At 73.7% G+C, this 25,864-nt stretch carries 26 protein-coding genes, 1 tRNA gene and 1 other RNA gene; 24 read left to right on the top strand and 4 right to left on the bottom strand.

Going from position 1 to position 25,864, the window contains the following annotated elements; genetic code table 11:
* Positions 1 to 36 precede the first annotated feature (36 nt).
* The 11 genes from AB0M03_RS16450 (at position 37) to AB0M03_RS16400 (ending at position 8,171) form a co-directional block, all read left to right on the top strand.
* Positions 37 to 2,229: a cell division protein FtsK gene (locus AB0M03_RS16450; RefSeq protein WP_363492199.1), complete on the top strand. Its 2,193-nt coding sequence runs from the start codon at positions 37 to 39 to the stop codon at positions 2,227 to 2,229.
* Between the two features lie 144 nt (positions 2,230 to 2,373).
* Complete coding sequence (locus AB0M03_RS16445; protein ID WP_363492198.1) at positions 2,374 to 2,637, top strand: hypothetical protein; 264 nt, start codon at positions 2,374 to 2,376, stop codon at positions 2,635 to 2,637.
* Positions 2,638 to 2,657: 20 nt separating this feature from the next.
* A complete protein-coding gene (locus AB0M03_RS16440) occupies positions 2,658 to 2,846 on the top strand; it encodes a hypothetical protein (protein WP_344624997.1) in 189 nt (62 codons plus the stop codon).
* A 17-nt stretch (positions 2,847 to 2,863) separates the two neighbouring features.
* Positions 2,864 to 3,076: a hypothetical protein gene (locus AB0M03_RS16435; RefSeq protein WP_363492197.1), complete on the top strand. Its 213-nt coding sequence runs from the start codon at positions 2,864 to 2,866 to the stop codon at positions 3,074 to 3,076.
* Complete coding sequence (locus tag AB0M03_RS16430; protein WP_363492195.1) at positions 3,073 to 3,339, top strand: hypothetical protein; 267 nt, start codon at positions 3,073 to 3,075, stop codon at positions 3,337 to 3,339. The genes AB0M03_RS16435 and AB0M03_RS16430 overlap by 4 nt, the downstream gene beginning before the upstream one ends.
* A gap of 16 nt (positions 3,340 to 3,355) precedes the next feature.
* Positions 3,356 to 3,559, top strand: a complete 204-nt coding sequence (locus tag AB0M03_RS16425; protein ID WP_363492194.1) for a hypothetical protein — start codon at positions 3,356 to 3,358, stop codon at positions 3,557 to 3,559.
* Between the two features lie 6 nt (positions 3,560 to 3,565).
* A complete protein-coding gene (locus tag AB0M03_RS16420; protein ID WP_363492193.1) occupies positions 3,566 to 3,748 on the top strand; it encodes a hypothetical protein in 183 nt (60 codons plus the stop codon).
* Positions 3,732 to 4,679 (top strand): bifunctional DNA primase/polymerase, encoded by a 948-nt coding sequence (locus AB0M03_RS16415; protein ID WP_363492192.1) that lies wholly within the window; start codon positions 3,732 to 3,734, stop codon positions 4,677 to 4,679. Before AB0M03_RS16420 ends, AB0M03_RS16415 begins: the two co-directional genes overlap by 17 nt.
* A gap of 125 nt (positions 4,680 to 4,804) precedes the next feature.
* A complete protein-coding gene (locus AB0M03_RS16410) occupies positions 4,805 to 6,379 on the top strand; it encodes a YfjI family protein (protein ID WP_363492191.1) in 1,575 nt (524 codons plus the stop codon).
* A gap of 289 nt (positions 6,380 to 6,668) precedes the next feature.
* Complete coding sequence (locus tag AB0M03_RS16405; RefSeq protein WP_363492190.1) at positions 6,669 to 6,899, top strand: helix-turn-helix domain-containing protein; 231 nt, start codon at positions 6,669 to 6,671, stop codon at positions 6,897 to 6,899.
* Positions 6,900 to 6,911: 12 nt separating this feature from the next.
* Positions 6,912 to 8,171 (top strand): site-specific integrase, encoded by a 1,260-nt coding sequence (locus tag AB0M03_RS16400; RefSeq protein ID WP_363492189.1) that lies wholly within the window; start codon positions 6,912 to 6,914, stop codon positions 8,169 to 8,171.
* An 80-nt stretch (positions 8,172 to 8,251) separates the two neighbouring features.
* Here AB0M03_RS16400 and AB0M03_RS16395 read toward each other — a convergent pair.
* Positions 8,252 to 8,336: transfer RNA gene (locus AB0M03_RS16395), tRNA-Ser, on the bottom strand.
* Between the two features lie 131 nt (positions 8,337 to 8,467).
* Between AB0M03_RS16395 and ffs the strand changes: the two genes are divergently transcribed.
* The 9 genes from ffs to AB0M03_RS16350 all read left to right on the top strand — a co-directional run bounded on the left by ffs (position 8,468) and on the right by AB0M03_RS16350 (position 16,870).
* Positions 8,468 to 8,558, top strand: an RNA gene (ffs, locus tag AB0M03_RS16390) — signal recognition particle sRNA small type.
* 67 nt (positions 8,559 to 8,625) lie between these two features.
* Positions 8,626 to 10,815, top strand: a complete 2,190-nt coding sequence (locus AB0M03_RS16385; protein WP_363492188.1) for a DNA polymerase III subunit gamma and tau — start codon at positions 8,626 to 8,628, stop codon at positions 10,813 to 10,815.
* 107 nt (positions 10,816 to 10,922) lie between these two features.
* The gene (locus AB0M03_RS16380) at positions 10,923 to 11,258 is read left to right on the top strand and encodes a YbaB/EbfC family nucleoid-associated protein (RefSeq protein WP_363492187.1); all 336 of its coding nucleotides are present in this window, start codon (positions 10,923 to 10,925) and stop codon (positions 11,256 to 11,258) included.
* Positions 11,259 to 11,455: 197 nt separating this feature from the next.
* Entirely contained in the window at positions 11,456 to 12,055 is a 600-nt protein-coding gene (gene recR / locus AB0M03_RS16375) for a recombination mediator RecR (RefSeq protein ID WP_363492186.1), read from the top strand.
* Positions 12,048 to 12,689 carry a DUF5063 domain-containing protein gene (locus AB0M03_RS16370; RefSeq protein WP_363492184.1) on the top strand — a complete coding sequence of 214 codons (642 nt, stop codon included), beginning with the start codon at positions 12,048 to 12,050 and terminating at the stop codon, positions 12,687 to 12,689. The genes recR and AB0M03_RS16370 overlap by 8 nt, the downstream gene beginning before the upstream one ends.
* 238 nt (positions 12,690 to 12,927) lie before the next feature.
* Positions 12,928 to 14,208: an aspartate kinase gene (locus AB0M03_RS16365; protein WP_363492183.1), complete on the top strand. Its 1,281-nt coding sequence runs from the start codon at positions 12,928 to 12,930 to the stop codon at positions 14,206 to 14,208.
* Between the two features lie 277 nt (positions 14,209 to 14,485).
* Positions 14,486 to 15,010, top strand: coding sequence for a SigE family RNA polymerase sigma factor (locus tag AB0M03_RS16360; protein ID WP_363492290.1), 525 nt, complete (start codon positions 14,486 to 14,488; stop codon positions 15,008 to 15,010).
* Positions 15,003 to 16,001 carry a hypothetical protein gene (locus AB0M03_RS16355; RefSeq protein ID WP_363492182.1) on the top strand — a complete coding sequence of 333 codons (999 nt, stop codon included), beginning with the start codon at positions 15,003 to 15,005 and terminating at the stop codon, positions 15,999 to 16,001. The genes AB0M03_RS16360 and AB0M03_RS16355 overlap by 8 nt, the downstream gene beginning before the upstream one ends.
* Before the next feature lie 80 nt (positions 16,002 to 16,081).
* On the top strand, positions 16,082 to 16,870 hold the full coding sequence (locus tag AB0M03_RS16350; RefSeq protein WP_363492181.1) for an SURF1 family protein: 789 nt from the start codon (positions 16,082 to 16,084) through the stop codon (positions 16,868 to 16,870).
* A gap of 4 nt (positions 16,871 to 16,874) precedes the next feature.
* Here AB0M03_RS16350 and AB0M03_RS16345 read toward each other — a convergent pair whose 3' ends face one another.
* The 3 genes from AB0M03_RS16345 to AB0M03_RS16335 all read right to left on the bottom strand — a co-directional run bounded on the left by AB0M03_RS16345 (position 16,875) and on the right by AB0M03_RS16335 (position 19,554).
* Positions 16,875 to 17,288 carry a hypothetical protein gene (locus AB0M03_RS16345; protein ID WP_363492180.1) on the bottom strand — a complete coding sequence of 138 codons (414 nt, stop codon included), beginning with the start codon at positions 17,286 to 17,288 and terminating at the stop codon, positions 16,875 to 16,877.
* Positions 17,285 to 19,120 (bottom strand): prolyl oligopeptidase family serine peptidase, encoded by a 1,836-nt coding sequence (locus tag AB0M03_RS16340; protein WP_363492179.1) that lies wholly within the window; start codon positions 19,118 to 19,120, stop codon positions 17,285 to 17,287. The genes AB0M03_RS16345 and AB0M03_RS16340 overlap by 4 nt, the downstream gene beginning before the upstream one ends.
* 71 nt (positions 19,121 to 19,191) lie before the next feature.
* Entirely contained in the window at positions 19,192 to 19,554 is a 363-nt protein-coding gene (locus AB0M03_RS16335; RefSeq protein WP_363492178.1) for a nuclear transport factor 2 family protein, read from the bottom strand.
* 135 nt (positions 19,555 to 19,689) lie between these two features.
* Here AB0M03_RS16335 and AB0M03_RS16330 point away from each other — a divergent pair, with 135 nt between their 5' ends.
* The 4 genes from AB0M03_RS16330 to AB0M03_RS16315 all read left to right on the top strand — a co-directional run bounded on the left by AB0M03_RS16330 (position 19,690) and on the right by AB0M03_RS16315 (position 25,710).
* Positions 19,690 to 22,362: an AAA family ATPase gene (locus AB0M03_RS16330; protein WP_363492177.1), complete on the top strand. Its 2,673-nt coding sequence runs from the start codon at positions 19,690 to 19,692 to the stop codon at positions 22,360 to 22,362.
* Positions 22,363 to 22,688: 326 nt separating this feature from the next.
* On the top strand, positions 22,689 to 23,234 hold the full coding sequence (locus AB0M03_RS16325; RefSeq protein ID WP_363492176.1) for a hypothetical protein: 546 nt from the start codon (positions 22,689 to 22,691) through the stop codon (positions 23,232 to 23,234).
* A 512-nt stretch (positions 23,235 to 23,746) separates the two neighbouring features.
* Positions 23,747 to 24,751 (top strand): hypothetical protein, encoded by a 1,005-nt coding sequence (locus tag AB0M03_RS16320; protein ID WP_363492175.1) that lies wholly within the window; start codon positions 23,747 to 23,749, stop codon positions 24,749 to 24,751.
* A gap of 500 nt (positions 24,752 to 25,251) precedes the next feature.
* A complete protein-coding gene (locus AB0M03_RS16315; protein WP_363492174.1) occupies positions 25,252 to 25,710 on the top strand; it encodes a transposase in 459 nt (152 codons plus the stop codon).
* Positions 25,711 to 25,864 lie beyond the last annotated feature (154 nt).

Here is a 25,864-nt window from a genome sequence, read left to right as displayed (position 1 = left end):
CCGCACCACCAACTGGCAGTAAGGAAGGAACACCCAGTGAACCAGCACCACACGCCCGACCCGCACAACCCCGACGACCCGGACGGCCTGTTCGCCGCCCTGGAGGCCGACCTGGCCACCGACCAGGCCATCGGCGCCACCGTCCTGGACTTCGACAAGGCCCGTGCCGACCGCCGACCCCCGGCCGTGGACGACGACGGCATGCCCTCGGTCTACGTCGACTCCCGCAACCCCCGCGACCAGGTGGGCACGGTGGACCGGATGGCGATGGCCCACGGGGCGAAGCGCCGTCCGATCATCCCCGCGTGGGCGAAGTCGAAGGCCGAACTGCTCTCCTACGCCCGCTGGTTGGGCGGCAACGCCGCGCACACGGCTGGCTACCACGCGGTGCGCTCCCCGCTCTACGCGGGCAAGCTACTCGCTCGGGCGCCGCGCGGCACGGCCCGGCTGGTCGGCGGCACCTTCTGGTGGGTCACGGACGCCGAGGGACGCCCGGTGCGGGCCGCCTCGGTGCGCCGCGAGGACGTCGAGCAGTACCTGATCCTGTCGAGGCAGCGGGACCGCCGGGTCCGCGCCCGCGGCATCATGCTCCTGCTCGCCTCCGTGCTGGGGGTGGCGTTCACGGCGGTGCTGCTGGTCGCCACCCCCGGCTGGACCACCCTCGCCCTGGCCACCGCCGCCGCCCTCGCCCTCGGCACGGCGGGCGGGCAGGCCGACCAGCCCCTGATCGACCGGGCGGTCGTCGCGACGAAGGTCCAGCGGCTCACCTCGGACATCGTGGTCCGCGCGCTGGGGGCGATGGGCATCGCGGAGATCAACAAGGCGATGGCCAAGGGCGGTGACGGGATCAAGTTCGTCGCCCCGATCACCCGGGACGGCAACGGCTGGCGCGCCGACATCGACCTCCCCTACGGCGTGACCGCGATCGACATCATCGACAAGCGCGACCGCCTCGCCTCGGGACTTCGCCGCCCTCTGGGGTGCGTGTGGCCGGAGCCGGTGCACGACCAGCACGCCGGACGGCTGATGCTGTGGGTCGGCGACCAGGACATGTCCCAGACCAAGGCCCCCGCGTGGCCGCTCGCCTCGGCCGGGACGATCAGCCTGTTCAAGCCGCTGCCGTTCGGCACCGACCAGCGCGGCCGCTCCGTGAGCATGCTGCTGATGTTCGCGAACGTGCTGATCGGCGCCATGCCCCGGTTCGGCAAGACCTTCGCCCTGCGCGTCCTGATGCTCGCCGCCGCGCTCGACCCGACCGCGGAGCTGCACGTGTGGGAGCTCAAGGGCACCGGTGACCTGGAGGACGCCGCCAAGGTCGCCGCCGACTACGGCTCCGGCGCCGACGACGAGACCGTCGAAGGCGCCGTCGGGAGTCTGCGGTACGTGCACAAGGAGCTGGAGCGGCGGGCGGCGGTGATCCGCTCGCTGCCGAAGGAGCGGCGGCCGGAGAACAAGGTCACCCCGGAGCTGGCGGCCGACCGGAAGTTGGGGCTGCATCCGCTGGTGCTGATCATCGACGAGTGCCAGGAGCTGTACTCCCACGACACGTTCGGTAAGGAGGCCGGCACCCTCTCCGAGGCGATCATCAAGCGCGGCCCCGCGATGGGCGTGATCCTGCTGCTGGCCACCCAGCGCCCGGACGTGAAGTCCCTGCCGTCCGGGGTGTCGGCGAACGTGGGCATCCGGTTCTGCCTGCGGGTGATGGGCCAGACCGAGAACGACATGGTGCTGGGCACGTCCAGCTACAAGAACGGGCTGCGGGCCACCTCGTTCACCGCGAACGACAAGGGCATCGGCTACCTGGTCGGTGCCGCCACCGACGCGCAGATCGTCCGCTCCTACTACCTCGACGGACCCGCCGCCGGACGCATCATGGACCGCGCCCGCGCCGCCCGCATCGCCGCCGGCACCCTCACCGGCATCGCCGCCGGCGAGACCCCCGAGCGGGCCAAGAACACCAGCAGCATCCTCGACGACCTGATCTCCATCTGGCCCACCGGGGAGGCCAAGGTCTGGTCCGAGACCCTGGTCGCCGCGCTCGCCGCCCTGGACGAGGACCGCTACGGCGGCTGGGAGGCCGACCAGCTCGCCGCCGCGCTCAAGCCGCACGGCGTGGAGACGGTGCAGATCTCCCGCCGCGTCGACGGCCGGCAGACCAACCGGCGCGGCGTGGAGCGCGACCGCATCACGGAGGCCATCACGCGCCGTGACGGACAGCGGTCCGCCTGACCCTCAAGCGACGGTGCTACCGGTAGCGGGTGGGCCCGCTACCGGTAGCACCCCCGCTAGCACCCCATCCCTGCCCTGAGCTGGCCGCTAGCGGATAGCGGCCCACCTGGGCAAACCCCCGAAACCGCCCCGGGAGGCCCCCACGTGACCCCCGCCGCCCTGGCACTCGCCTGCCTACTCGCCGTCACCCTGTGTTACTGCCTGGTGTGTTGGGTGAGCCCGTTCGGCCGCTGCCGCAGGTGCACCGGCACCGGCCTGCTGATGCCCACCGGCCGCATCCGCCGCCCGAAGCCCTGCCGCCGCTGCCAGGCCACCGGCCGGCGGCTGCGGATCGGCCGCCGCCTGCACCACCACACCACCGCCACCCGCAACGTGGCCCGCCGCATCCGCGACGACGCCCACCACTGAACCCCGAGGGGAGAACCGCCGTGCTCGTCACCGTCTCCGCCGCGCTCCTGATGGCCGCCACCTCCGGAGCGCTCCTGTACTTCCGCCGCCTCGGCCCCGGCGCCGCCACCGTCGTGTGGCTGTCCGGCTTCACCGCCGCCTCCACCGGCCTCGCCGGGCCCGTCAACGCCCTGCTGACCGCCGCCGTCCACGCCCTCGCCCAGCACTGAGCCCAGGGGAGCCCACCATGCCCGCTCACGAGATCCGGCCTCTCGCCGCCGTCCACTTCCGCGAGGCGATGACCGCCGCCGGCGACCGCCAGCCCGCCGTGGCGCTCGCCGCCCTGATGCACATCGACAACGAGTCCTGGCAGGCCATCGAACACCGGCTTGCCGCCCTCGGCACCACCGTCCTGGACACCCTCGCCGCCCTCACCGCGAACGGAGGCACCACCCCGTGAACACCACCGACCTGGTCACCGCCGCCGTCCTGTTCGGCCCCGGACTCGCCGGCACCGCCGCCTACCTCCACACCCAGCGCGGCTGGCGCACCGACACCGCCGCCGTCCGCACCGTCCTCGCCGAATCCGCGACCGCCCGCGCCGCCGAGGGCGGCCTGCCCCCGCAGGGCGGCGAGCCCGCCCCCGACACCACCGAGACCGCGGAGCCGGTCCGGCTCGCCACCGTCCTGCCCTTCCCCGCCACCGGCCGCCACGCCGCCTGAAACGGAGACATCAGCCATGGCCAAGGAACCCCGCAGCTACCTCGACCCGCGGCAGATGGGCGCCGACAACCTCACCGATGCCGCCCGCCTGTTCCTCATCGGCATCCGCGTCGTGCGCGCCGAGAACCGCGGCAAGTCCACCGCCCGCCTCGAAGCGCGCGCCGACCGCATCCAGAACGAGGCCATCGCCCGCTGGGACGCCAAGTACGGCGACCGCTAACCACTGATGGCCGGGCCCGTCCTCGACTGGCGCGACGCCCGCCACTACGACCGCACCACCGACAAGCCATGCCGGTGGTGCGGTCACCGCACCCCGCTCCGCGACGACACCCGCCGCCCCGCGCACAAGGTGTGCGCCGAGCGGCACACCCCACCGGAGGAAGGAGAAACCCTTGCCCCCGACCAGTGAAAACCTCCGCCTCGCCGCCGCCCTCGCGGCGGCCGACCGCGGGCACCACGTCTTCCCGCTCGCCCCCAACGCCAAGTACCCCGCCCTGCACCACAAGGACCGCTGCCCCCACGCCGGCGCGTGCGCCGACGGCCACCTCGGCTGGGAGCAACGTGCCACCCTCGACCCCGACGTGATCGGCCGAGCATGGGGGCACGGCCCCTACGGCATCGGGGTGGCCTGCGGCCCGTCCGGGCTGCTGGTGGTCGACCTCGACACCCCCAAACACCCCCGCGACGTGCCGCCGCCCGAGGCGGCCGGGCAGGGCATCGCGGACGGCATGGACGTGTTCGCCGCCCTGTGCGAGCAGCACCACCAGCCCATCCCCGACCAGACGTTCACCGTCCGCACCGGCCGCGGCGGCCTGCACCTGTACTACGCCCTGCCGGCCGGGGTGTGGCTGCGGAACACCACCGGCGACAAGCGCGGCGGCCTCGGCTGGAAGGTCGACACCCGCGCCGCCGGCGGCTACGTCGTCGCCCCCGGCAGCACCGCCGCCGGCAAGCCCTACATGGTGACCGTCGACCTGCCCCCGGCCCCGCTCCCGCCGTGGCTGCTCGCCCTGCTCACCCCCAAGGCCCCCGCCGGGCCGCCGCCTGACGTGGCGTCGATCCGCGCCCGGATCGGCCGCCTGAGCGCCTACAACCGGGCCGTCCTCGACCGCGAGGCCGCCAAGGTCGAGGAAGCGGGCGAGGGGCGGCGGAACACGGCCCTGTTCGCCTCCGCCGCCTCCGTCGGCCGCCTGGTCGCCGCCGGAACCCTGCCCGAGGCCGACGCCACGAATGCCCTGCTCGCCGCCGGTCGCTCCATCGGCCTTGGAGAGACCGAGTGCCTGCGCACCATCCGCCAGGGCCTCGCCCGCGGCGCACAGGGCGTCAGCCGCGCGGCCTGAGCTCTGCCCGCCGGTGCCCCAAGGAGTAAGCGGCTTTCTCCTTGAGGTACCCGGGCCCGCATGTCCCCGTAGCGCTCGCCACAGCCTGCCTGACCGCCCATCATCCCTGCTCGGAAGGAACGCCCATGTCCATGCCCGCCAGCCCGTCTGAGCCCCCATACGACAACGTCACCAGCCTGTTCGGCGAGGGCTGGGACGACGCCCCGCCGCCGGAGGACGGGGACCGTTGGGACACCCCGATCCCGCTCGGCCAGGCCCGCGCCCTGCCCCCGTTCCCCGTGGACGCCCTGCCCGGCTGGCTCGGCGAGGCCGTGGCGGCGGTGGCCGAGGAGACGCAGACCCCGCCGGACCTTGCCGGCTCCCTCGCCCTCGCCGTGCTCGCCACCGCTGCGGGCGGCCGAGCCGAGGTGCTGGTGCGCGGCCGGTGGCGCGAACCGCTGAATCTCTACACCGTCGTCGCCCTGCCCCCGGGCAACCGGAAGTCCGCCGTGTTCGCGTTCATGGCCGCACCCCTGCTGGCCGTCGAGAAGGTCATGGTGGAGGCCGCGAGCGCCCAGCGGGCCGAGGCCGAGACCATGGCCAAACTGGCCCGCTCCGCCGCCGAGAAGGCCTCCAGCCGGGCCGCCTCGGCCGCCCCGGACGAGAAGGACGCGCTCACCGCCGAGGCCATCGCCCTCGCCCAGGCCGCCGAAGCCGCCACCATCCCCGAAAAGCCGCAGTTGGTCATCGACGACATCACCCCGGAGAACGCCGCCACCATGCTCGACCAGCAGGGCGGCCGCATCGCCGCCCTGAGCGCCGAGGGCGGCCTGTTCGACATCATCGCCGGCCGCTACTCCGGCACCCCGAACATGGACGTCTTCCTCAAGGCCCACGCCGGGGACATGATCCGCGTCAACCGGCAGGGCCGGGAATCCCAGTACATCCAGTCCCCGGCCCTCACCATCGGCCTCGCCGTGCAGCCGTCCGTTCTGGAGGACATCGCCAAGGTCCGCGGCTTCGAGGGCCGCGGCCTGCTCGCCCGCTTCCTCTACGCCCTGCCCAAGTCGCTGGTCGGCCGACGGAACCTGGAGCCGCGGACCATCCCTGATCAGGTCGCCGACACCTACACCACCACGCTCAGCGGCCTCACCCTCGCCCTCTCCGACTGGACCGACCCCGCCGTCCTCACCCTCACCCCCGACGCGGACCGGGCCGTCCTCGATCAGCAGAAGCGCACCGAACCCAAGCTCGACAAGGGCGGCTCCCTCGCGCACGTCGTCACCTGGGCCAGCAAGCTCGACGGCGCCGTCGTCCGCATCGCCGGCCTGCTCCACCTCGCCGCACATCCCGCCGACGGCTACACCCGCCCCATCGAGGCCACCACCGTCCAGGCCGCCGCGCGGATCGGCGACTACTACACCGCGCACGCCCTCGCTGTCTTCGACGCCATGGGCTCCGACCCCGCCCTCGGCCGGGCCCGCACCCTGCTCGCCCACCTCCAGAACCTCGGAGCCGAGGCGGTCACCAAGCGGGAGCTGTTCCGCGGCCTCGCCCGCGGCGACTTCCCGACTGTCGCCGACCTCGACCCCGCCCTCGCCCTGCTGGAGGAACACGGCTGGATCCGCCAGGACCCGCCGCCCGCCCGGACCGGTCGCGGCGGCCGGCCGCCGTCCCCGCGCTTCCAGCTGCACCCCGAGATCAGCCACCCCAACCCCTGACCACCCCAGACAGAACCGACAGAACTGACACAACCCCCAGCCGCCCGGCCTGACCTGCGCAAACCCGCCACAAGATCGCATGACAGAACCCGGCCCAAACTCCGACACAACCCCCGACCCCGAAACCGGCCCCTCCGACCGGGAGGTTCTGTCGGAGTTTCCGACCAGTTCTGTCACGCGATCTTGAAACGCAAAGCCGCAGGCCAGGACCCCTGCCGAGGGGTTCTGTCAGTTCTGTCGGTTCTGTCACGCCCCAAGCCGTCCCGCCCGTGCGCAGGAGGACCCGCCGATGGAACCCGCCGCCCCCGAAGCACTCTCCGCTGACCCCACCCTCCTTGTCCTCAAGGTCGAGGAGGCCGCACGTCGTCTCCGTATCGGTCGGACGCTGATGTACGAGCTCATCTCCTCTGGTGAGGTCCAGTCCATCGCCATCGGCCGCTCGCGCCGAGTTCCCGTTGCCGCCCTGACGGACTACGTAGTGCGGCTCATGCAGTGCCCGAACACCGAATCCGCAGCCTGAGAAGGACTGGCCATGACCAAGCGAGCAAAGCGCCCTGACGGCACGTCTTCCATCTACTTCGGCAAGGACGGCTACTGGCACGGCCGTGTCACCGTCGGTGTGCGCGACGACGGCAAGCCGGACCGCCGGCACGTCATGAGCAAGACCAGCGAAGCCGAAGTCATCCGCAAGGTGCGCGAGCTGGAGAAGCAGCGCGACGCGGGGAAGGTGCGTAAGCCCGGCAAGCCGTGGACCGTAAAGGCGTGGCTGCTGCACTGGGTGGAGGAGATCGCCAAGCCGTCCGTGCGCGAAAACACCTACAGCGGCTACGAGGTGGCCGTCCGGGTGCACCTCATCCCCGGGGTCGGAGCGCACCGGCTCGACAAGCTGGAGCCGGAGCATCTGGAGCGCTTCTACACGAAGATGCAGGCGAACGGCAGCAAGCCCGCCACCGCCCACCAGGTGCACCGCACGATCCGGACCGCTCTCAATCACGCGCTTCGGCGCGGCCACATCACCCGCAACGTGGCCACCCTCGCCGTGCCGCCGCGGATCGAAGAGGAGGAAGTCGAGCCGTACGACATCGAGGAGGTGCAGCGGCTGCTCGCCGAAGCCGCGAAGCGACCGAACAGCGCCCGATGGTCCATCGCCCTGGCCCTCGGGCTTCGGCAGGGGGAGACCTTGGGGCTGCGGTGGGCTGATGTCGACCTCAAGAGCGGCACTCTGCGGGTGCGCAAGAATCGTCTCCGGCCGAAGTACAAGCACGGCTGCGGGGGCGACTGCGGCCGAATGCCCGGCTACTGCAAGCAGCGCCTTCGGAAGAACGAGGACACCGCGAACACGAAGTCGCGCGCCGGCCGCCGGGTCATCGGCTTGCCGGAGGAGCTGATCCGGCTGCTGGAGCTGCACCGGGAGGAGCAGGACCGAGACCGCCGTCGCGCCGGGCAGGAGTGGCACGACAGCGGGTACGTCTTCACCTCGCCGTTCGGATGGCCGTTGGTGCCGAGCACGGACTACGACGCCTGGAAGCTGCTGCTGTCCGACGCCAAGGTCCGGGACGGGCGGCTGCACGACGCCCGCCACACCGCCGCCACGGTGCTCCTCATCCTCGGTGTCCCCGAACGAGTGGTGATGCAGATCATGGGCTGGTCGTCCACGGCCATGGCCGCCCGGTACCAGCACGTGACGGGCGGCATCCTCCAGGACGTCGCCAAGCGCGTCGGCGGACTCATCTGGCAGGTGGCCAAGGACGCGGACGGCCATGGCGAGGAGGCCGACGAGAAGGGCCGTTGAGACTACGGATGAGACTGTGAACGACGAAGGCCCCGACCGCAGTGCGGTCGGGGCCTTTCGTTTGCCCTGGCGGGCGGAGGCGGAGGATACGAGATTCGAACTCGTGAGGGGTTGCCCCCAACACGCTTTCCAAGCGTGCGCCCTAGGCCTCTAGGCGAATCCTCCGTGGGAGAGCTTAGTACATGTCGAGGGGTGCTCGCGAACCGCTATCCCGCAGGTGGCCGTGCGCGGTCGCCTGCGGATCTCAGACGGGGTGGATGGGCCACCCCGGGGCTGGGATCCGCTACTCTTGGGGCAGCCCCTCGTGCGGCGTCATCTCTCTGAACCCCCCCAGGGCCGGAAGGCAGCAAGGGTAGGAGGGCTCTGGCGGGTGCACGGGGGGTCCTTGCGTTCAGGAGTGCCCGACCGTCGAGGGACGACGCGTTTGTCGGCCCGTCCCGATATCGTCGGTGGCGTGTCCCTAGCCCTGTACCGCCGCTACCGCCCCGAGACCTTCGCGGAGGTCATCGGGCAGGAGCACGTGACCGCCCCGCTCCAGCAGGCCCTGCGCAACAACAGGGTCAACCACGCGTACCTGTTCAGCGGGCCGCGCGGCTGCGGCAAGACGACCAGCGCCCGCATCCTCGCGCGCTGTCTGAACTGCGAGCAGGGCCCGACCCCGACCCCCTGCGGCGAGTGCCAGTCCTGCCGTGACCTGGCGACCGGCGGCCCGGGGTCGATCGACGTGATCGAGATCGACGCCGCCTCGCACGGCGGCGTCGACGACGCGCGCGAGCTGCGCGAGCGGGCGTTCTTCGCCCCGGTGCACAGCCGGTACAAGATCTTCATCCTGGACGAGGCGCACATGGTGACCTCGGCCGGCTTCAACGCCCTGCTGAAGGTCGTGGAGGAGCCGCCGGAGCACCTCAAGTTCATCTTCGCGACCACCGAGCCGGAGAAGGTGATCGGGACGATCCGGTCCCGCACCCACCACTACCCCTTCCGCCTGGTGCCCCCCGGCACCCTGCGCGACTACCTCGCCGAGGTCTGCGGCCGCGAGGGCATCCAGGTCGAGGACTCGGTCTTCCCCCTGGTCGTCCGGGCCGGTGCCGGCTCGGTGCGCGACTCGATGTCGGTGATGGACCAGCTGCTGGCGGGCGCCGGCGAGGCCGGCGTGACGTACCAGATGGCCACCGCCCTGCTCGGGTACACCGACTCCGCTCTGCTGGACGAGGTGGTGGACGCCTTCGCCGCGCACGACGGCGCCACCGTCTTCCAGGTGGTGGACCGCGTCGTCGAGGGCGGCCACGACCCGCGGCGCTTCGTGACGGACCTGCTGGAGCGGCTGCGCGACCTGGTGATCCTCGCCACAGTGCCGGACGCCGGCGAGAAGGGTCTGATCGACGCCCCGGCCGACCGGGTCGCGGTGATGCAGGCACAGGCGGACCGCTTCGGCGCGGCCGAGCTCAGCCGCGCCGCCGACATCGTCAACACCGGCCTGACGGAGATGCGCGGCAATGCCGCGCCCCGCCTCCAGCTGGAGCTGATCTGCGCCCGGGTGATGCTGCCCGGTGCGTACAGCGACGAGCTCTCGCTGCAGGCCCGCCTGGACAAGCTGGAGCGGCGTGCCACGATGGGCGGCTTCCCCGCCGCGGGCGCCATGGTCGCCAGGCCCGGCCCGGTGATCGCTGCCGCACCTGTACAGGCCGCCCCCGTCCAGGCAGCCCACGTGCCGGTCGCCGAGGTGTCGCCCGTGCACCAGCCGCCGGCCCCGGCCCCCGTCCAGGCACCTGCCACGCCCCCCGCGCCGCAGCAGGCGGCCGCCCAAGCCGCTCCGGCGCCCGGCGCCTGGCCGATCCCGCGCAGCTTCCCCGCCCCCGGTGCGGCCCCCGCCCCCGGTGCGGCCCCCGCGGCCGCCCAGGCACCGGCCCCGCAGGCCCCCGCGCCCGCGGCCCCTCCGGTGCAGCCGCCGCCGCAGGCCGCGCCCGCCCCCGCGTCCGGTGCGCAGCCGTCCGCGGCCGCCCAGCAGGGCGCGGCCCAGATCCGGCAGATGTGGCCGCAGATCCTGGAGGCCGTGAAGAACCGCCGCCGTTTCACCTGGATCCTGCTCAGCCAGAACGGCCAGGTCGCCGGCTTCGACGGCAGCGTCCTGCAGGTGTCCTTCGTCAATGCGGGCGCCCGGGACAGCTTCGTGGGCAGCAACAGCGACGAGGTGCTGCGCCAGGCGCTGGCGGACGCGCTCGGTGTGGACTGGCGGGTGGAGTGCATCGTCGACCCGTCGGGCGGCGCCGGTGCGCCGGCCCCGGCCCCGCAGGGCGGGGGCGGCGGCTGGGGTGCTCCGCCGCAGCGTCCGGCCGCCCCGCCCGCGCAGCCGTCGTACCAGCCGCAGTCCGCCCCGCCGCCGCAGCCCGCCGCCCCGCAGGCCGCTCCGGTGCAGCCGCCGCGGCCCGCGGGCCCGTCCGCGGCGCAGCCGTCCGCGCCGGTGGCGGCCCCGCCGCAGGCCGCGGGCGGCTACCAGGCCCCGCAGCCGCCGCCGGTGGCCCCGGAGGACGACGTCCCGGAGGACGACGACCCGGATCTGACCGAGGAGGCCTTCTCCGGCCAGGAACTGATCATTCGTGAGCTCGGGGCGACGGTCCTGGAGGAGATCCACCACAACGGCTGACGCACCCCGGAGGGCGGTGCCGGGCCGCGGCGGGGTTCCCGGCCGCGGCGCCCGGTGGCGCCGCGTAGGCTCGGGTGCGACGACGTCGTTGAAGGCAGGAGAGTGCCGTGTTCCCTGGTGGCCAGCCCAACATGCAGCAGCTGCTGAAGCAGGCGCAGAAGATGCAGGAGGAGCTCGGCCGGGCTCAGAAGGAACTGGCCGAGACGAAGGTGAGCGGTTCGGCGGGCGGCGGCCTGGTCGAGGCGACGGTGACGGGCGCCGGCGAGCTGGTGGCGCTGACCATCGCCCCGGCCGCGGTCGACCCGGAGGACACCGAGACCCTGGCCGACCTGGTGCTCGCCGCCGTCCGGGACGCCAACGCGGCGGCCCAGCGGCTGCAGGCCGAGCGGATGGGCCCGCTCACCCAGGGCCTCGGCGGCGGCATCCCCGGTCTGCCGTTCTGACCCGTGTCGCGAACCGGGTCCGCCCGCGGTGTCCGGCGCGCCCCCGGCGGGCCGGAACGCGCCGGTGCTGTGTGATTTATGGGTGAGTCGGGCGCCGGACGGTGTGTCCGGCGCCCGATTCGTTGGATGATGGCACCGGAGCGACGGGCCCGGAGCACTGGGCACCGGGCCGTGGCCCGGCCGAAGGAAGGCGTGACGTGTACGAGGGCGTGGTTCAGGACCTGATCGACGAACTGGGCAGGCTGCCCGGCGTCGGGCCCAAGAGCGCGCAGCGGATCGCCTTCCATGTGCTGCAGGCCGACCCGGTGGACGTCCGGCGGCTGGCGAACGCGCTGATGCAGGTGAAGGAGAGGGTCCGGTTCTGCGTGGTCTGCGGCAATGTCGCGGAGTCCGAGCAGTGCCGGGTCTGTCTGGACCCGCGCCGCGACCTCGCGGTGATCTGCGTGGTCGAGGAGCCGAAGGACGTGGTGGCGATCGAGCGGACGCGCGAGTTCCGCGGCCGGTACCACGTGCTGGGCGGCGCGATCAGCCCGATCGAGGGCGTCGGCCCGGACGACCTGCGGATCCGGGAGCTGATGACGCGGCTCGCGGACGGCACGGTCACCGAGCTGATCCTGGCCACCGACCCCAACCTGGAGGGGGAGGCGACCGCCACCTATCTGGCCCGGCTGTGCAAGCCGATGGGCCTGAAGGTGACCCGGCTGGCGAGCGGCCTGCCCGTCGGCGGGGACCTGGAGTACGCCGACGAGGTCACCCTCGGCCGGGCCTTCGAAGGGAGACGACTGCTCGATGTCTGACCACAGTGACACCGCCCACACCCGGGAACCCGACGACTTCGCCGTCCAGATCGCCGACTCGGTGGAGAGCTTCGTGCTCGCCGTGACCGAGGTGGCCAAGGGCGACGAGCCGGGCAGCGCGATCTCGCTGCTGCTGCTGGAGGTCTCGCAGCTGCTGCTGGCGGGCGGCCGGCTGGGGGCCATCGAGGACGTCCTGCCGGAGGACCGGTTCGAGCCGGACACCGGGCCGGAGCCGGACGGCGTCGAGCTGCGCGAGCGGCTCGCCGAGCTGCTGGCGCCGATCGACGTGTACCACGAGGTCTTCGACCCGTACGGGCCGCCGGAGAAGCCGAGCGCCTTCCGGATCTCGGACGACCTGGCGGGTGTGGTCGCGGAGCTGCGGCACGGCCTGGTGCACTACCGGGAGGGCCGGGTCAGCGAGGCGCTGTGGTGGTGGCAGTTCTCGTACCTGTCCAACTGGGGTTCGACCTGCACCGCGGTGCTGCGGGCGCTGCAGTCGCTGATCGCGCACGTCCGGCTGGACAGCCCGATCGGTGCGGCGGTGGACGGTGCGGACACCGACCAGGACGGGCTCACCGACGAGCAGCTGGAGCAGCAGGCCGGCGACCTGATGGCCGCCGAGCTGGGTCTGTGAGGAAGGTTCCACCGAATCTCCACAACGTGAAATCCGGGGTCGGGCTGATGCCCGGCCCCGGATTTTCTTTCGGCGGGCGGGGCTCCGCCCGCAGACCTGCCTGTTCCCGCTGCTCACCAGGCGATATGGTCGTCTCGTCATATGGATGGCTCCGGTCGCCCGCGCCCCGCTCGATAGACTGGCCGCGACCGCAGAAGGGGGCCACCACCCCCGAAACGACACAAGTCGAGGAGCGCACGTGGGCCTTGTCGTGCAGAAGTACGGCGGCTCATCCGTTGCGGATGCCGAGGGCATCAAGCGCGTCGCCCGACGGATCGTCGACACCAGGAAGGCCGGCCATGAGGTCGTCGTCGTGGTGTCCGCGATGGGAGACACGACGGACGAGCTCATCGAACTCGCGGAACAGGTGACCCCTATTCCGTCCGGCCGTGAGTTCGACATGCTGCTGACCGCAGGAGAGCGCATCTCCATGGCGCTGCTGGCCATGGCGATCAGAACGCTGGGCTTCGACGCCCAGTCCTTCACGGGCAGCCAGGCGGGCGTCATCACCGACGCCACGCACAACAAGGCACGCATCATCGACGTCACGCCCGGCCGCATCCGCAACGCCCTGGACGAGGGCAACATCGCGATCGTGGCCGGCTTCCAGGGCGTGTCGCAGGTCAGCAAGGACATCACCACGCTGGGCCGCGGCGGCTCGGACACCACCGCCGTCGCCCTGGCGGCGGCGCTCGGCGCCGAGGTCTGCGAGATCTACACCGACGTGGACGGCGTGTTCACCGCCGACCCGCGCGTGGTGAAGAAGGCCCGCAAGATCGACTGGATCGCCTTCGAGGACATGCTGGAGCTGGCGTCGTCCGGCTCCAAGGTGCTCCTCGACCGCTGCGTCGAGTACGCGCGCCGCTACAACATCCCGATCCACGTTCGCTCGTCGTTCTCCGGTCTGCCGGGGACAATCGTGAGCAACGACAACCCCAACAAGCCCGAAGGGGGCGAGATGGAGCAGGCCATCATCTCCGGAGTCGCCCACGACACGTCCGAGGCCAAGATCACGGTCGTCGGGGTGCCGGACAAGCCGGGCGAGGCGGCCCGCATCTTCCGTGCCATCGCGGATGCCGAGGTCAACATCGACATGGTGGTGCAGAACGTCTCCACCGCGTCCACCGGCCTGACCGACATCTCCTTCACCCTGCCCAAGACCGACGGCCAGAAGGCCATCGACGCCCTCGGCCGGGTCAAGGACGGAATCGGCTACGAGTCGCTGCGCTACGACGACGCCATCGGCAAGCTCTCGCTGGTCGGCGCCGGCATGCGCTCCAACCCGGGCGTCACCGCGACGTTCTTCGAGGCGCTCTCCGAGGCCGGGGTCAACATCGAGCTGATCTCCACCTCCGAGATCCGCATCTCGGTCGTCACCCGCTCCGAGGACATCCCGGAGGCCGTGCGCGCCGTGCACACCGCCTTCGGCCTGGACACGGACACCGACGAGGCCGTCGTCTACGGCGGCACCGGCCGCTGATCCACCGGACGGGCCGGGCGCACCGATTCTGCGGTGCGCCCGGCCCGTTCGTTCGTGGAACGGGAGCACCGTCACGGTTTCTCCCGATCCTGCCGAGACAATCCGTCATAATCACCCGTTGTTCCGCTGGAGCGGCCTCCCGTTCGTACGGAAGAATGGCAGGCCGTCCGGGCAACCATGACGGGGGATCGAGTGTCCAACAGGCGTGTCGAACGTGATCGAGGCGGTGCCGGTGGTGTCGCTGCCGCTGCCGGTACGCCGGTCGGCAGCTAGTCGGATGGGCTCGGCCGCGGCGGCGGACGCGACGGGGGCCAGCGTCGACCAGCTCACCGAGACCTACCAGGCCCACTACCGGTCACTGCTGCGCCTGGCCGCGCTGCTGCTGGACGACCTCTCCTCCTGCGAGGACGTCGTGCAGGAGGCGTTCATCCGGGTCCACGCCGCCCGCAAGCGGGTCCGCGAGCCCGAGAAGACCCTCGCCTACCTGCGGCAGACCGTCGTCAACCTGTCCCGCTCCACGCTGCGCCGGCGCATCCTGGGCCTCCGCCTGCTGCCCAAGCCCATGCCTGACATGGCCAGTGCAGAAGAAGGGGCCTACGATGCGCTGGAGCGCGATCAGCTGAGGACCGCGCTGAAAGGGCTGCAACGCCGTCAGCGGGAGGTGCTCGTGCTGCGCTACTACGCGGACCTGACGGAGGCCCAGGTCGCCGAGGTGCTCGGCGTCTCCGTCGGCTCGGTCAAGGCGTACGGCTCGCGCGGACTGGCCACCCTGCGCGTCCTGATGGAGAGCAGCCATGACTGACGACCAGCAGGGCCGCGAGCGCGCCGAGTACGAGCTGCGCGCCCTCTTCCGCGAATCCGTGGCCGCCGTCGAGCCCGACCCGGCCGCACTCGGCCGCATCCGCCTCGCCGTGCCCCGCCGCCGCGCCCGCCGGCGCCACGCCTGGACGGGCGCGGTCGCCGCCACCCTGGTCGCGGCCGCCGCCGTGCCCACCCTGCACGCCGTCCGGCCCTTCGACCTCTCCGGCGGGCCCACCGCCGGCAGCGCAGACGCGCACGGCGCCAGCAGCGTGCCCCGGCCCAGCCGGGGTAGCCCCGGCGGCCCGCGCAGCACCCCGCTGCCCGCTTTCCCCGACGGGCGGCCCACCCCTTCGGCGAGCGGCAGCGGCACCGCCACCGACCCCGGGCAGTCCGGCGCCCCCGCCAGCGCGCCCCCGGCCGTCCCCGCCTGCCTGCGGGCCGACCTCGGCCGCGCCACCGCCCACCTGGACACGGCGGACAGCGCCGGCAGCGTCTACGGGTACTTCACCGTACGGAACACCTCGGCCCGCAGCTGCGGGCTGACCGGCCCCGGCACCGTCGCCGCCACCGCGGGCGGCCCCGCCGAACAGGCCCGGATCAAGGTCGTCGACCACATCGCCGGCGACGCCGCCGCGGCACTGCCCGCCCCGACCGCCGTCCCCCTCCCGCTGGTGCTCGCGCCCGGCGAGGGCTACCGCGTCCGGTTCGGCTGGGTGCCCGAGGGCACCTGCCCGAGCAGCGCCCCCCGGGCCGCCGCGCCCGCCGCCGACAGTGCCGCCCCGGCCGTCCCCGGCGCGGCCGGCACCGAGACCAGCCCCAGCCCGACCCCCTCGGCCGTCCCGCCGAGCGTCACCGTCGCGCACACCCCCGAGGGCGGCGTACCCGAGGCGGCCAGTGCGGTGATCACCGGGAGCTGCGGCGGCACGGTCTACCGCACCGCCCCCGAGACCGTCCCGGTCGAGCCGTCCACCGCCGCACCCACCTCCGGCTGACCGCGGCGGGGCGCGGCGCGCCGGCCCGCGGCGGCACCCCTGCGGCCGGGGGCCGGCGTAGGGGTCGTTACCGTGGTGGTGTGTACCGGTTTCTCCTGACTCCGCGGTGGATCGCCGCCAGTGCCGTCGGCGTGGCCGCCATCGTGGTCTGCCTGATGCTCGGCAGCTGGCAGCTCGGCCGGTTCGAGGACCGGGTCGACAGCCACCGGGACACCGCCCAGGCATCCGCCGCCGCGGCCGCCTCCGCCGCCGCGCCGCTCACGGACGTGCTCACCGCCGACCGGCCGCAGGTCGGCACCGACACCGTCGGCCGGACCGTCACCGTCACCGGCAGCTACGACAGCGCCCACCAGCTCCTCGTCCCCGGCCGCACCGTCGACGGGAAGCAGGGCTACTACGTGCTCACCCCGCTGCGCACCGCCGACGGCCGGGCCGCCGCCGTCGTCCGCGGCTGGGCGCCCGGGGAGCCCGGCAGCGGGCAGGCGCCGCCCGCGGCGCCGACCGGCGAGGTCACCGTCGCCGGCCGGCTCCAGGCACCCGAGAACAGCGGCAGCGGCGGCGCCGTCGCCGGCGGCCTGCCCGCCGGGCAGCTCGGCACCATCAGCCCCGCCACCCTGATCAACGTGCTGCCCTACCAGGTGTACGACGGCTGGATCGCCGCCGACGGCGTCACCCCGCCGCTGGCCCGGGTGCCGACCGTCGAACCGCAGGGCGGCAACGGCCTCACCCTGCGCGCCTTCCAGAACCTCGGCTACACCCTGGAGTGGTTCGTCTTCGCCGGCTTCGTGGTGTTCATGTGGTTCCGGCTGGTCCGCCGGGAGGCGGAGGCCGCCCAGGACCGGGCCCTCGGGCTGGACCCGGTCCAGTAGGGCGCTACCGCTTGGTCGGCAGCGGGGTCTTCGCCGTCGGCAGCGGAGTCCGCGGCGAGGGCAGCAGGCTGCCGGAGCCCGGCACCGGGCTCGGCGAGAAGGACCACGACCGGCTCGGCGCCGGGCTCGGCGAGGAACCGCAGCCGTAGCCGTCGCCGCTCGACCCGCTCGTCGAGCCGGACGTGCCCGAGTGGTGGTGGTGCACCGTCCGGCTGCTCTTGGACTTCTTGGCGCTGCGCCCCGACTTGGCCATCAGCTGCGCCGACAGGTCGCCGCCGGGCGCCCCGCCGTCCACCGAGACGGCCGGAGCACCGGCCGCATCGGGGTCGCAGGGGTCCTCGCTCTCGTCCGAGCACGCCGTCGCCGTCAGCAGTACGGTCAGCACTGCGGCCGCAGCCAGGGCGGTGCGTCTGCTCATTCCCCGTCTCCCCCGTGCACAGGGCCGCCGAGGTGCCGCTGCGCGAAGTCGATCTCAAGCCTCAGCTGCCGGATGCGCTCCTCCACCACCAGCGAGCCGTGGCCGGCGTCGTAGCGGTAGACCTCGTGCACCTTACCGAGGGCCTCCAGCCGGGCGACATAGTTCTCGATCTGCCGGATCGGGCAGCGCGGGTCGTTCACACCCGCGCTGATGTACACCGGAGCCTTCACCTGCTCCACGTACGTCAGCGGCGAGGACGCCCGCCAGCGGTCCGGCACCTCCTCCGGCGTGCCGCCGAACAGCGTGCGGTCCAGCGACTTCAGCGCCTCCATCTCATCCGCGTACGCCGTGAGGTAGTCCGCGACCGGGACGGCCGCCAGGCCCAGCGTCCAGTCCTCGGGCTGCACCCCGAGACCGAGCAGCGTCAGGTAGCCGCCCCAGGAACCGCCGGACAGCACCAGCCGGGCCGGATCGGCCAGCCCCGACTCCACCGCCCAGGTGCGGACCGCGCCGATGTCCTCCAGCTCGATCAGACCGACCCGCTCGCGCAGCGCGTCCGTCCAGGCCTGCCCGTAGCCCGTCGAGCCCCGGTAGTTGACCCGGACGACGGCGAAACCGTGATCCAGCCAGGCGGCGGGCCCGGCCGCGAAGGAATCGCTGTCGTGGTGGGTCGGGCCGCCGTGGATCTCGAAGACCGTCGGGAACGGGCCCTCGCCGGCCGGTCGCTGGACCAGCGCGTGCACCCGGCCGCCCGGCCCCTCCACCCAGACGTCCTCCACCGGCACCGACCCCGGCGGCACCGGGCCCGGAGCCCGCAGCACCACCGTGCCCGCCGTCGAGCGGACCGCCGACGGCTCCGCCGCCGACGACCACAGGAACTCCACCGTGCCGTCCGGCCGCGCCGTCGCCCCCGCGACCGTGCCGCGCGGCGTGTCCAGCCGGGTCAGCTCCGCCGCCGCCAGGTCGTACGAGAAGAGCTCGCTGCGCGCCTCGTACTCGTGCTCGATGAGCAGGGACCGCGCGCCCGGCCGCCACTGCGCCGACAGGTCGCCGGGGAACTCCCGGCCCTGCTCGTCGCGGAGCACCAGCTCGGTCTCGGTGCCGGCCACGACGTCCCACAGCATCGGCTCCCAGCGGCCCCGGCGCTGGTGCGCGACCAGCAGCCGGGTGTCGCCGTCGGCCGGCGCGAAGCCCAGGCAGGCCACCCCGCGCGGGTCCGCGCGCCCGGTGACCTCGTCCAGCTCGGCGATGGCCGCACCGTCGGACAGCCGCAGCACCCGGATCGCCGAGTGCATCGCGTCGCCGTGCTCGGTGTGGTCCACCGCCAGCAGCGAACCGTCGTACGACAGGTCGCCGATGCCGCCGTACTCGGCGTGCCGGTACACCACCTCCACCTCGGACGAACCCGGCCGGCGCAGGTACAGCGCGGTGCCCTCGTCGTCCGTGGAGGTGCCCACCACCACCGTGCCGTCCCGGCCGAGCGCCAGACCCGCCGAGTACGCGGCGGGCACGCCCGGCACCGCCTCCTCGTCCGGGCCGCCCGCGAACGGCTGGCGGCGCCACACCCCGAACTCGTCGCCGTCGGTGTCGTCGAACCACCACACCCAGGCGCCGTCCGGGCTGAGCTCCGCATCGGTCGTGCCGTTCGGGCGGTCGGTCACCCGGCGGTGCGTGTCCGTCACCCGGTCCCAGGCGTACACCTCGTAGGTACCGGTGCCGTTCGACACGTACAGCGCCCGCTCCGGGGCCTCCTCCGCCCAGTCGGGCAGCGACACCCGTGCCGCCCGGAACCGCTGCTCCCACGCCGGTGCGGCGTTCTTCTCCTCGCTCATCCCCCCATCCAACCCGATGCCCGGCGCGGAACGGAACGCGTCCGCAGCGCCGGGCACCGGACGGCCCCGCCTCAGGCGCCGGGCACCTTGTCGAGGAAGCCCGCCACCGAGGCGACCCGGCCCTCGCCGTCCACGGCCAGCACGTCGAAGCCCTCCACCAGCGGCTCCGCCCCGGCCGGGCCGAGGCCCCAGGTGAACCGGGCCACCCGGTGGTGCGCGTCGACCGGTCCGAGCGTGAACACGAAGCCCGGGAACTGCGCCTGCACCGCCGCCACCGTCGCGTCCAGCCCGTCCCGCCCGACCACGTCCACCAGCGGGTCGGTGTAGCTGCCGTCCTCGGCCCACAGGGCGTCGATCGCCGCCCGGCGGTCGCCGCCGTCGGTCTCGTTCCACACGGAGATGTACTCCTCGACGATCTGCCGGAGGTCGCTCACGATGCTGTCCCTTCGATCCGTCGCGGGCCGTTCCCGCTGCTCACGAAGGTAGCCGCGGCCCGGTGCCCGGCGAATCGGTCGGCCATAGGCAACTGCCGCGCCCCGCACCGGACATGGCTGGGTAGGGTGGCAGGCGTGCTGTACGGCAGGACGGGGGAGCAGGCAGCGGTCGAGGCCCTGCTGGACGCCGCGCGGGAGGGCCGCAGCGGCGCCCTGGTGCTGCGCGGCGAGGCCGGCATCGGCAAGACCGCGCTGCTCGACGCCGCAGCCCGCACCGCCGACGGCTTCCGCGTGCTCAGGGCCACCGGCATCGAGTACGAGGCCGAACTCTCCTTCGCCGGGCTGCACCTGCTGCTCGCACCCGCCCTCGACCGCCTGGACGCCCTGCCCGGCCCGTTGCGCCGCGCCCTGGAAGGCGCGTTCGGCCTCGCCGACACCGGCCCCGGCGACCGGCTGCTGCTGGGCCTCGCCACCCAACACCTGCTCGCCGAACTCGCCGGCGACCGGCCGCTGCTGTGCCTGGTCGACGACGCCCAATGGCTGGACGCCGCCTCCGCGGAGGCACTGCTGATCGCCGCCCGCCGGCTCCGCGAGGAGGGCGTGGCGCTGCTGTTCGCCGCCCGCGACGGCGAAGGCGCCTTCCCGGCAGGCGGGTTGGCCGAACTCCGGCCCGCCCCGCTGGCCGCCGCCGACGCCGAACAACTGCTCCCCGCCGGGCTCGACCCCGCTCTCCGCCGCCGGGTGCTCGCCGAGGCGCACGGCAACCCGCTCGCCCTCACCGAACTCCCCGCCGCCCTCGCCGCCGGCGCCGCGGCGGGCCCGCTGCCGCTGCCCGGCCGCCTCCGGCTCGCCTTCCACGGACGGCTGACCCGCCTGCCCGCCGCGACCCAGACCCTGCTGCTGGCCGCAGCCGTCGAGGAGACCGGCGACCTCGGCACCGTCCTCGCCGCAGCCGCCGCACTCGGAGCCGGCCCCGCCGACCTCCCGCCCGCCGAGCAGGACGGCCTGGTCCGCGCCGCCGACGGCGGGATCGCCTTCCACCACCCGCTGCTGCGCGAAGCCGTCCTGCAACGCGCCCCGCTCGACCAGCGGATCGCCGTCCACCGGGCCCTCGCCGGGGCCCTCGACGGCGACCGCCGCACCTGGCACCTCGCCCTCGCCGCCACCGGACCCGACGACGGCCTCGCCGACGCACTCGAAGAAGCCGCCCACCGTGCCGAGGCCCGCGGCGGGCACGCCGGCGCCGCAGCCGCCTTCGAACGGGCCGCCCGGCTCACCGCCGACCGCGACGGACACACCAGGCGCCTCGTCCTCGCCGCCGAGGCCGCCGCCGACGCCGGCGAGAGCGACCGGGCCGCCGACCTCGCCGTCCGCGCCCGCGCCCGCACCGCCGACCCCGTCGCCCACGCCCTGATCGACCACCTGCGCGCCGCCGCGGCCTTCCAGCACGGCGACCACCCCGCCGCCTACCGGCTGCTCCTCGACGCGGCCGGCCCCGGCACCCCGGCCCCGGACGCCGCCCGGATGCTCTTCCTCGCCTTCCACGCCGCCTGGTACCTCGGCGAGGCCGAACTCGCCACCGCCGTCGACCGGCTGGCCGCCCTGGCACTCCCGCCCGACGACCCGGCCGCGCCGATCGCCGACTACCTCCTGGCCGGCACCCTCCCGCTGCTCGGCCGCCCCGCACCGCCCGCCCCCGACGCCGCCGAGGCCGTCGACCGGGCCCGCCGCGCCGGCGCCGACGCCGTCCGGGACTTCGCCCAACTCAGCGGCGTCACCCTCGTCCTCGGCCGGGACGAGGAGACCCACCGGGTCACCGCCGCCCTGATCGAGGAGGCCCGCCGGGCGGGCGCCGTCGGCACCCTCCCCACCCTGCTCTTCTTCCACGCCGAGGCCCAGCTCTTCCACGGCCGGCACCGCGAGGCCGAGATCACCGCCGGCGAGGGCCTCTCGCTCGCCCGCGACACCGGCCAGCACCAGTGGGCCAGCCAGCTCGGCGCCCTGCTCGCCCTGCTCGCCGCCCTGGCCGGGGACGCCGGGCGCTGCACCGCCCTCGCCACCGAGGCCCTCGACGGCCGCGGCCCGGCCCGACCCGCCGGACGCGCCTGGACGCAGTGGGCACTCGGCCTGCTCGACCTCGGCGAGGGCCGCGCCGCCGAGGCCCTGGACCGGCTCGCCGAACTCACCGGCGGCAGCCAGCGGTACCACGTCTCCGGCACCCGGGCCGTGCCCGACCTGGTCGAGGCCGCCGTCCGGATCGGCCGCCCGGAGCAGGCCGAGGAGCCGTACCGGCGGTTCGCCCGCTGGGCGGAGGCCTGCGGACAGCCGTGGGCCCGCGCCCTGCTGCTGCGCTGCCGGGCCCTGCTCGGCCCCGACGAACTCGCCGAGGCCGGCTACCTCGCCGCCCTCGACCTGCACCGCACCGCCGAGCGCCCCTTCGAACAGGCCCGCACCGCCCTGCTGTACGGGGAGTGGCTGCGCCGCTCGCGCCGCCGCACCGACGCCCGGCCGCACCTGCGGGCCGCCCTGGAGGCCTTCGACCTGCTCGGCGCCGGGCCCTGGGCCGACCGGGCGCGCACCGAGCTCACCGCCACCGGCGTCGGCGCCCCCGCCGCACCGGCGGCCGGACCGCTCGCCGCCCTCACCCCGCAGGAGCTGCAGATCGTCCGGCTCGCCGCCCAGGGCCTGAGCAACCGGGACATCGCCGCCCAGCTGTTCCTGAGCCCGCGCACCGTGGGCCATCACCTCTACAAGGCCTACCCCAAGCTGGGGGTGGCCTCCCGCCAGGACCTCGCCGGCCTGCTCTGACGGCGGCCGACGGGTTCGCTCCGCGGGTTTCTGCGTGGCACGCTCCGCGGGTTCTGCGCGGTCCGCCCTGCCGGTTCTTGCGTGGTCCGCCCTGCCGACACGCCGGACGGCCGCGGCGACCTGTCGGCCCGTTCCTCCGGGGTGCCCGCCGCCCCTCCACCCTGCTGCTCGACGCCGCGACCTCGCGGTTCGCGGACCGGGGGCCGGCCGGTCCGGCTGCCCGTCAGGGCGAGGGGACTCGCCCGCCGCCGCGGCCCGCGTCGCCGCGGAGGGCCTTCCGGGTTATCAATGAAGCTGCGACAAACCCGGACAAAAGGACCAGCGCCATGCCCGTCTCCAACCTCATCGTCGGTCCGCCGCCCCCACTGACCGTCACCGTGGACGGCTCCGCCCTGATCACCGAGATCGAGGACTACCTCGCCTCGCTGCCGCCGTCCGCGCGCGTCCCCGTCCCGTACGTCTGCCCGCTGGGCCGGGCCCTCCAGCCCTGGAACGCCGACCAGCCGCTGCCCCGCCGCACCGTCCTGGACCGGCTGGCGCACCGTCCGCCACGGCCCGTCCCGGTGTCCGTCGCCGGGCACCTCCAGCTGACGTCGCGCTACCTCACCGCCTTCGGCTGGCTGCAGGGCGCCCTCTGGGACAGGCACGGCCGGGTCTGCCTGCTCGGTGCCCAGACCGCCGTGCTCGCCCACGGTTACGGCACCCCGCAGACCGTCCGCCGCGCCCGCACCCAGGTCATGGAGGTCCTGCACGCCGGCGGCATCACCGTCAGCTCGCCGGACGTCTACAACGACGCCCCCACCACCCGCGAGGCCGACATCCACCGCCTCCTCGCCTCGGCCGCAGCCCGCGCCCACCACCTGGGCATCTGAGGCCTGGCGGCCGGGCCGGAGGGCGGGCGCGAGGCGGGGCTCAGCCGGCCGTACCGGCCCGGCTCGACCAGGTCGACCGCGGAGGCCGGACCGAGGCCGGGGACGGCCCGGCGCAACTCGCGGACGGCGCGCACCTCGTCGCCCTGCGGATCGACGCCGGCCTGCGCGAGCACGCCTGCGACCCACCGCCCTTCGCCTGCTGCAGCGCCTCGCGGGCAACGTCCAGCTCGCGCAGGACCACCAGGTGGGTTTCAGAGCGATCGTCAGACGAGGTCTGCCCGGGGCCCTGCGGCCCCGGGTGGGCGGGGATCCGATCGTGGTCGCCCTTCGGGCACCTGTATGTTGATCAACCGTCGGACCTGTCGGTGTCCCGTCCGGGATGTCGGCGTGCAGGGCCGGCCGGGCCGGCGACCGCATCGCGGAATTGGGTCGCTGTCGCCGGGGGATCGGGACAGACTTCGGCGTCGGGTTGAACAGCCGCCCGTCATCCCAACGTGCTCGAAGGATTCTGCATGACTACTCCTGCCCCGCCCGACAGCCCGCAGCCTGTCGGGGAACCGGCCGACGCGAACCCGTGGGCACCGCCGGGCCCGCGTCAGGGCGAGGGGCAGGGCGAGGCGCCGGGTCGGGAGGCCCTGGCCACGGCCGTGGCTCCTGACCCCGGCGCGGGCCCGGGTGTGCCGTACTGGCCGCCGTATCCGATGCCGGCGCCGCAGCCCCGCAACGGCCTGGGCATCGCCGCCATGGTGCTCGGGATCGTCGGCGCCGTCCTCAGCCTGACCGTCATCCTGTTCTGGCTGTCCTGGCTGCCGGCCCTGCTTGCGGTGATCTTCGGTGCCGTCGGGCTGAGCCGTGTGGGCAAGGGCCTGGCGACCAACCGGGCGATGGCGCTCGCGGGCGTGATCCTGGGCGTCTCGGGCCTGCTGGTCTCGGCCGGTGCCGGGGTGTTCGTCGTGGCGCACGTGCAGGCGGTCAACGAGAAGCGGCAGGTGGCCGAGGACGCCGCCCGCGCCCGCGCCGAGGAGCGGGTGGCGAAGGAGAAGGAGCGGATCGAGGCCCAGAACAGGAAGATCGAGGCCGAGCGGGAGAAGCAGGCTGCGGACGAGCGGGCCCGGCACCTGTCGTTCGGCCAGTCCTACACCTACGAGGACGGGCTGAAGGTCACCATGGCCAAGCCGGAGCCGTACGTTCCGAGCGAGACCGTGTTCGAGGCCCCCAAGGATGCCACGATCGTCCAGGTGAAGATCACCGTCGTCAACACCGGGCCGAAGGAGCTCTCGCTCTACGGATCGGGGATGCTCTTCGTCAAGGACGCCAAGGGCAACCTCGTCTTCACGCTGATCGACGGCAGCGGGCGGATGAAGCTCCTCGCCGGCTCCCTCGCCCCCGGCCAGGAGGCCACCGGCCTGACTGCGTACGCCCTGCCGAACAGCGCGGCCGACCCGTTCTCCGTCGAGTTCACCTACGGCTCCGGGCTGCAGCGCAAGGGCGTCGCCTGGTCCGGCCCTCCCAACTGACCCGAGGCCACACCCCCAGAACCCGCCGCGCAGGAACCAGGACCACCGACCTGCTGCACAGCAGAAACCCCGCGCCGCGAGCACCACAGTCCGGCCGCCCGGCTGAGGGACCGCCAGTAGCTGCCCGCCCGGAGACGGATTCCAAGACCTTCTCCGGAATTCCTCCCGACAGCCCCGGAAAGCCAGTCAGGCCCGGTCTCCCCTACGGAAGACCGGGCCTGACCTGGTCTTACTGGTCCGGGGTGGCGGGATTCGAACCCACGTCCTCTTCTACCCGAAGCAACCCGGGCGCTCGGGTGATGTGGTGGTGCAATGCCGCTGTCCTGTGTGAGCGATCCCTCGACGTCTGCGGTTGTCCGCCGGCGTACGGAGCCGTTGTCGCGCAGTTACTGACTTCGGCTTGTCAGGGTGAACCTTCCCGAGGTCCCTGATGGGCTTGGCCTGGAGGCGGTGCGGATGCAGGTGGCCGAGCTGTCCGAGCAGGGGTCAAGCCGCCGGAAGTGGCACTGCAGCTGCGAGTGAGCCGGAAGTCGGCCTACCAGTGGCACCAGCTGTGGCGGGACGGCGATGTGCAGACTTTGGCGTCCCGCGGCCCGAGCGGATCACGGTGCCGTCTGCCGCCGCGCTGCCTGGAGAAACTCACCGCGCATCTGGAACAGGGCCCGGCCGCGCACGGCTGGGTGGAGGACCAGATGCGGACCGCGGCGCGGGTGACCACGCTGATCGGCGGCGTCCACCAACTGGTCAAGGCACCGATCGTGCTGGTCCGGGACCGCCTGAACAGCCACGTCTCCCATGCCATGTGCGAGTTGATCGGCCAACGGGCCTGGTTGACGGTCTTCCTCCTTCCCGCCCACTCGCCCGACCTCAACCCCGTGGAACGGGTCCGGGCACACGTCAAACGTGGCCTGGCCGACCCCCGCCACCAGCTGCCTCACTGCCGATCCGGAGGCGCCTGACTGCCGGCCCGCATGCTTGCCGGCATGGAGTGGGACGGGCCTCGGCAGAACGTCGTGGCGCGTACGAGGCACCGGTGTCGCCCGGCCCGGAGGGCTGCGTACCTGCGCCGGACGGGATGAGTACTTCTACTCAGGCCGGGCCCGCGGTGATGAT

Origin of the sequence: Kitasatospora sp. NPDC051914, assembly GCF_040680995.1 — a bacterium.
Classification (GTDB): Bacteria; Actinomycetota; Actinomycetes; order Streptomycetales; family Streptomycetaceae; genus Kitasatospora.
The sequence above is the reverse complement of the archived record's forward strand: the minus strand, read 5'-3'. Positions and strand labels throughout refer to the sequence as shown.

What these genes read in the sequence shown, in the direction of transcription:
- AB0M03_RS16435 (WP_363492197.1), top strand. Translation starts at nt 2,864, where the DNA reads ATGCCCGCTCACGAGATCCGGCCTCTCGCCGCCGTCCACTTCCGCGAG.
- AB0M03_RS16425 (WP_363492194.1), top strand. Translation starts at nt 3,356, where the DNA reads ATGGCCAAGGAACCCCGCAGCTACCTCGACCCGCGGCAGATGGGCGCC.
- AB0M03_RS16420 (WP_363492193.1), top strand. Translation starts at nt 3,566, where the DNA reads ATGGCCGGGCCCGTCCTCGACTGGCGCGACGCCCGCCACTACGACCGC.
- AB0M03_RS16410 (WP_363492191.1), top strand. Translation starts at nt 4,805, where the DNA reads ATGTCCATGCCCGCCAGCCCGTCTGAGCCCCCATACGACAACGTCACC.
- AB0M03_RS16405 (WP_363492190.1), top strand. Translation starts at nt 6,669, where the DNA reads ATGGAACCCGCCGCCCCCGAAGCACTCTCCGCTGACCCCACCCTCCTT.
- AB0M03_RS16400 (WP_363492189.1), top strand. Translation starts at nt 6,912, where the DNA reads ATGACCAAGCGAGCAAAGCGCCCTGACGGCACGTCTTCCATCTACTTC.
- AB0M03_RS16370 (WP_363492184.1), top strand. Translation starts at nt 12,048, where the DNA reads ATGTCTGACCACAGTGACACCGCCCACACCCGGGAACCCGACGACTTC.
- AB0M03_RS16360 (WP_363492290.1), top strand. Translation starts at nt 14,486, where the DNA reads ATGGGCTCGGCCGCGGCGGCGGACGCGACGGGGGCCAGCGTCGACCAG.
- AB0M03_RS16355 (WP_363492182.1), top strand. Translation starts at nt 15,003, where the DNA reads ATGACTGACGACCAGCAGGGCCGCGAGCGCGCCGAGTACGAGCTGCGC.
- AB0M03_RS16345 (WP_363492180.1), bottom strand. Translation starts at nt 17,288, where the DNA reads ATGAGCAGACGCACCGCCCTGGCTGCGGCCGCAGTGCTGACCGTACTG.
- AB0M03_RS16340 (WP_363492179.1), bottom strand. Translation starts at nt 19,120, where the DNA reads ATGAGCGAGGAGAAGAACGCCGCACCGGCGTGGGAGCAGCGGTTCCGG.
- AB0M03_RS16325 (WP_363492176.1), top strand. Translation starts at nt 22,689, where the DNA reads ATGCCCGTCTCCAACCTCATCGTCGGTCCGCCGCCCCCACTGACCGTC.
- AB0M03_RS16320 (WP_363492175.1), top strand. Translation starts at nt 23,747, where the DNA reads ATGACTACTCCTGCCCCGCCCGACAGCCCGCAGCCTGTCGGGGAACCG.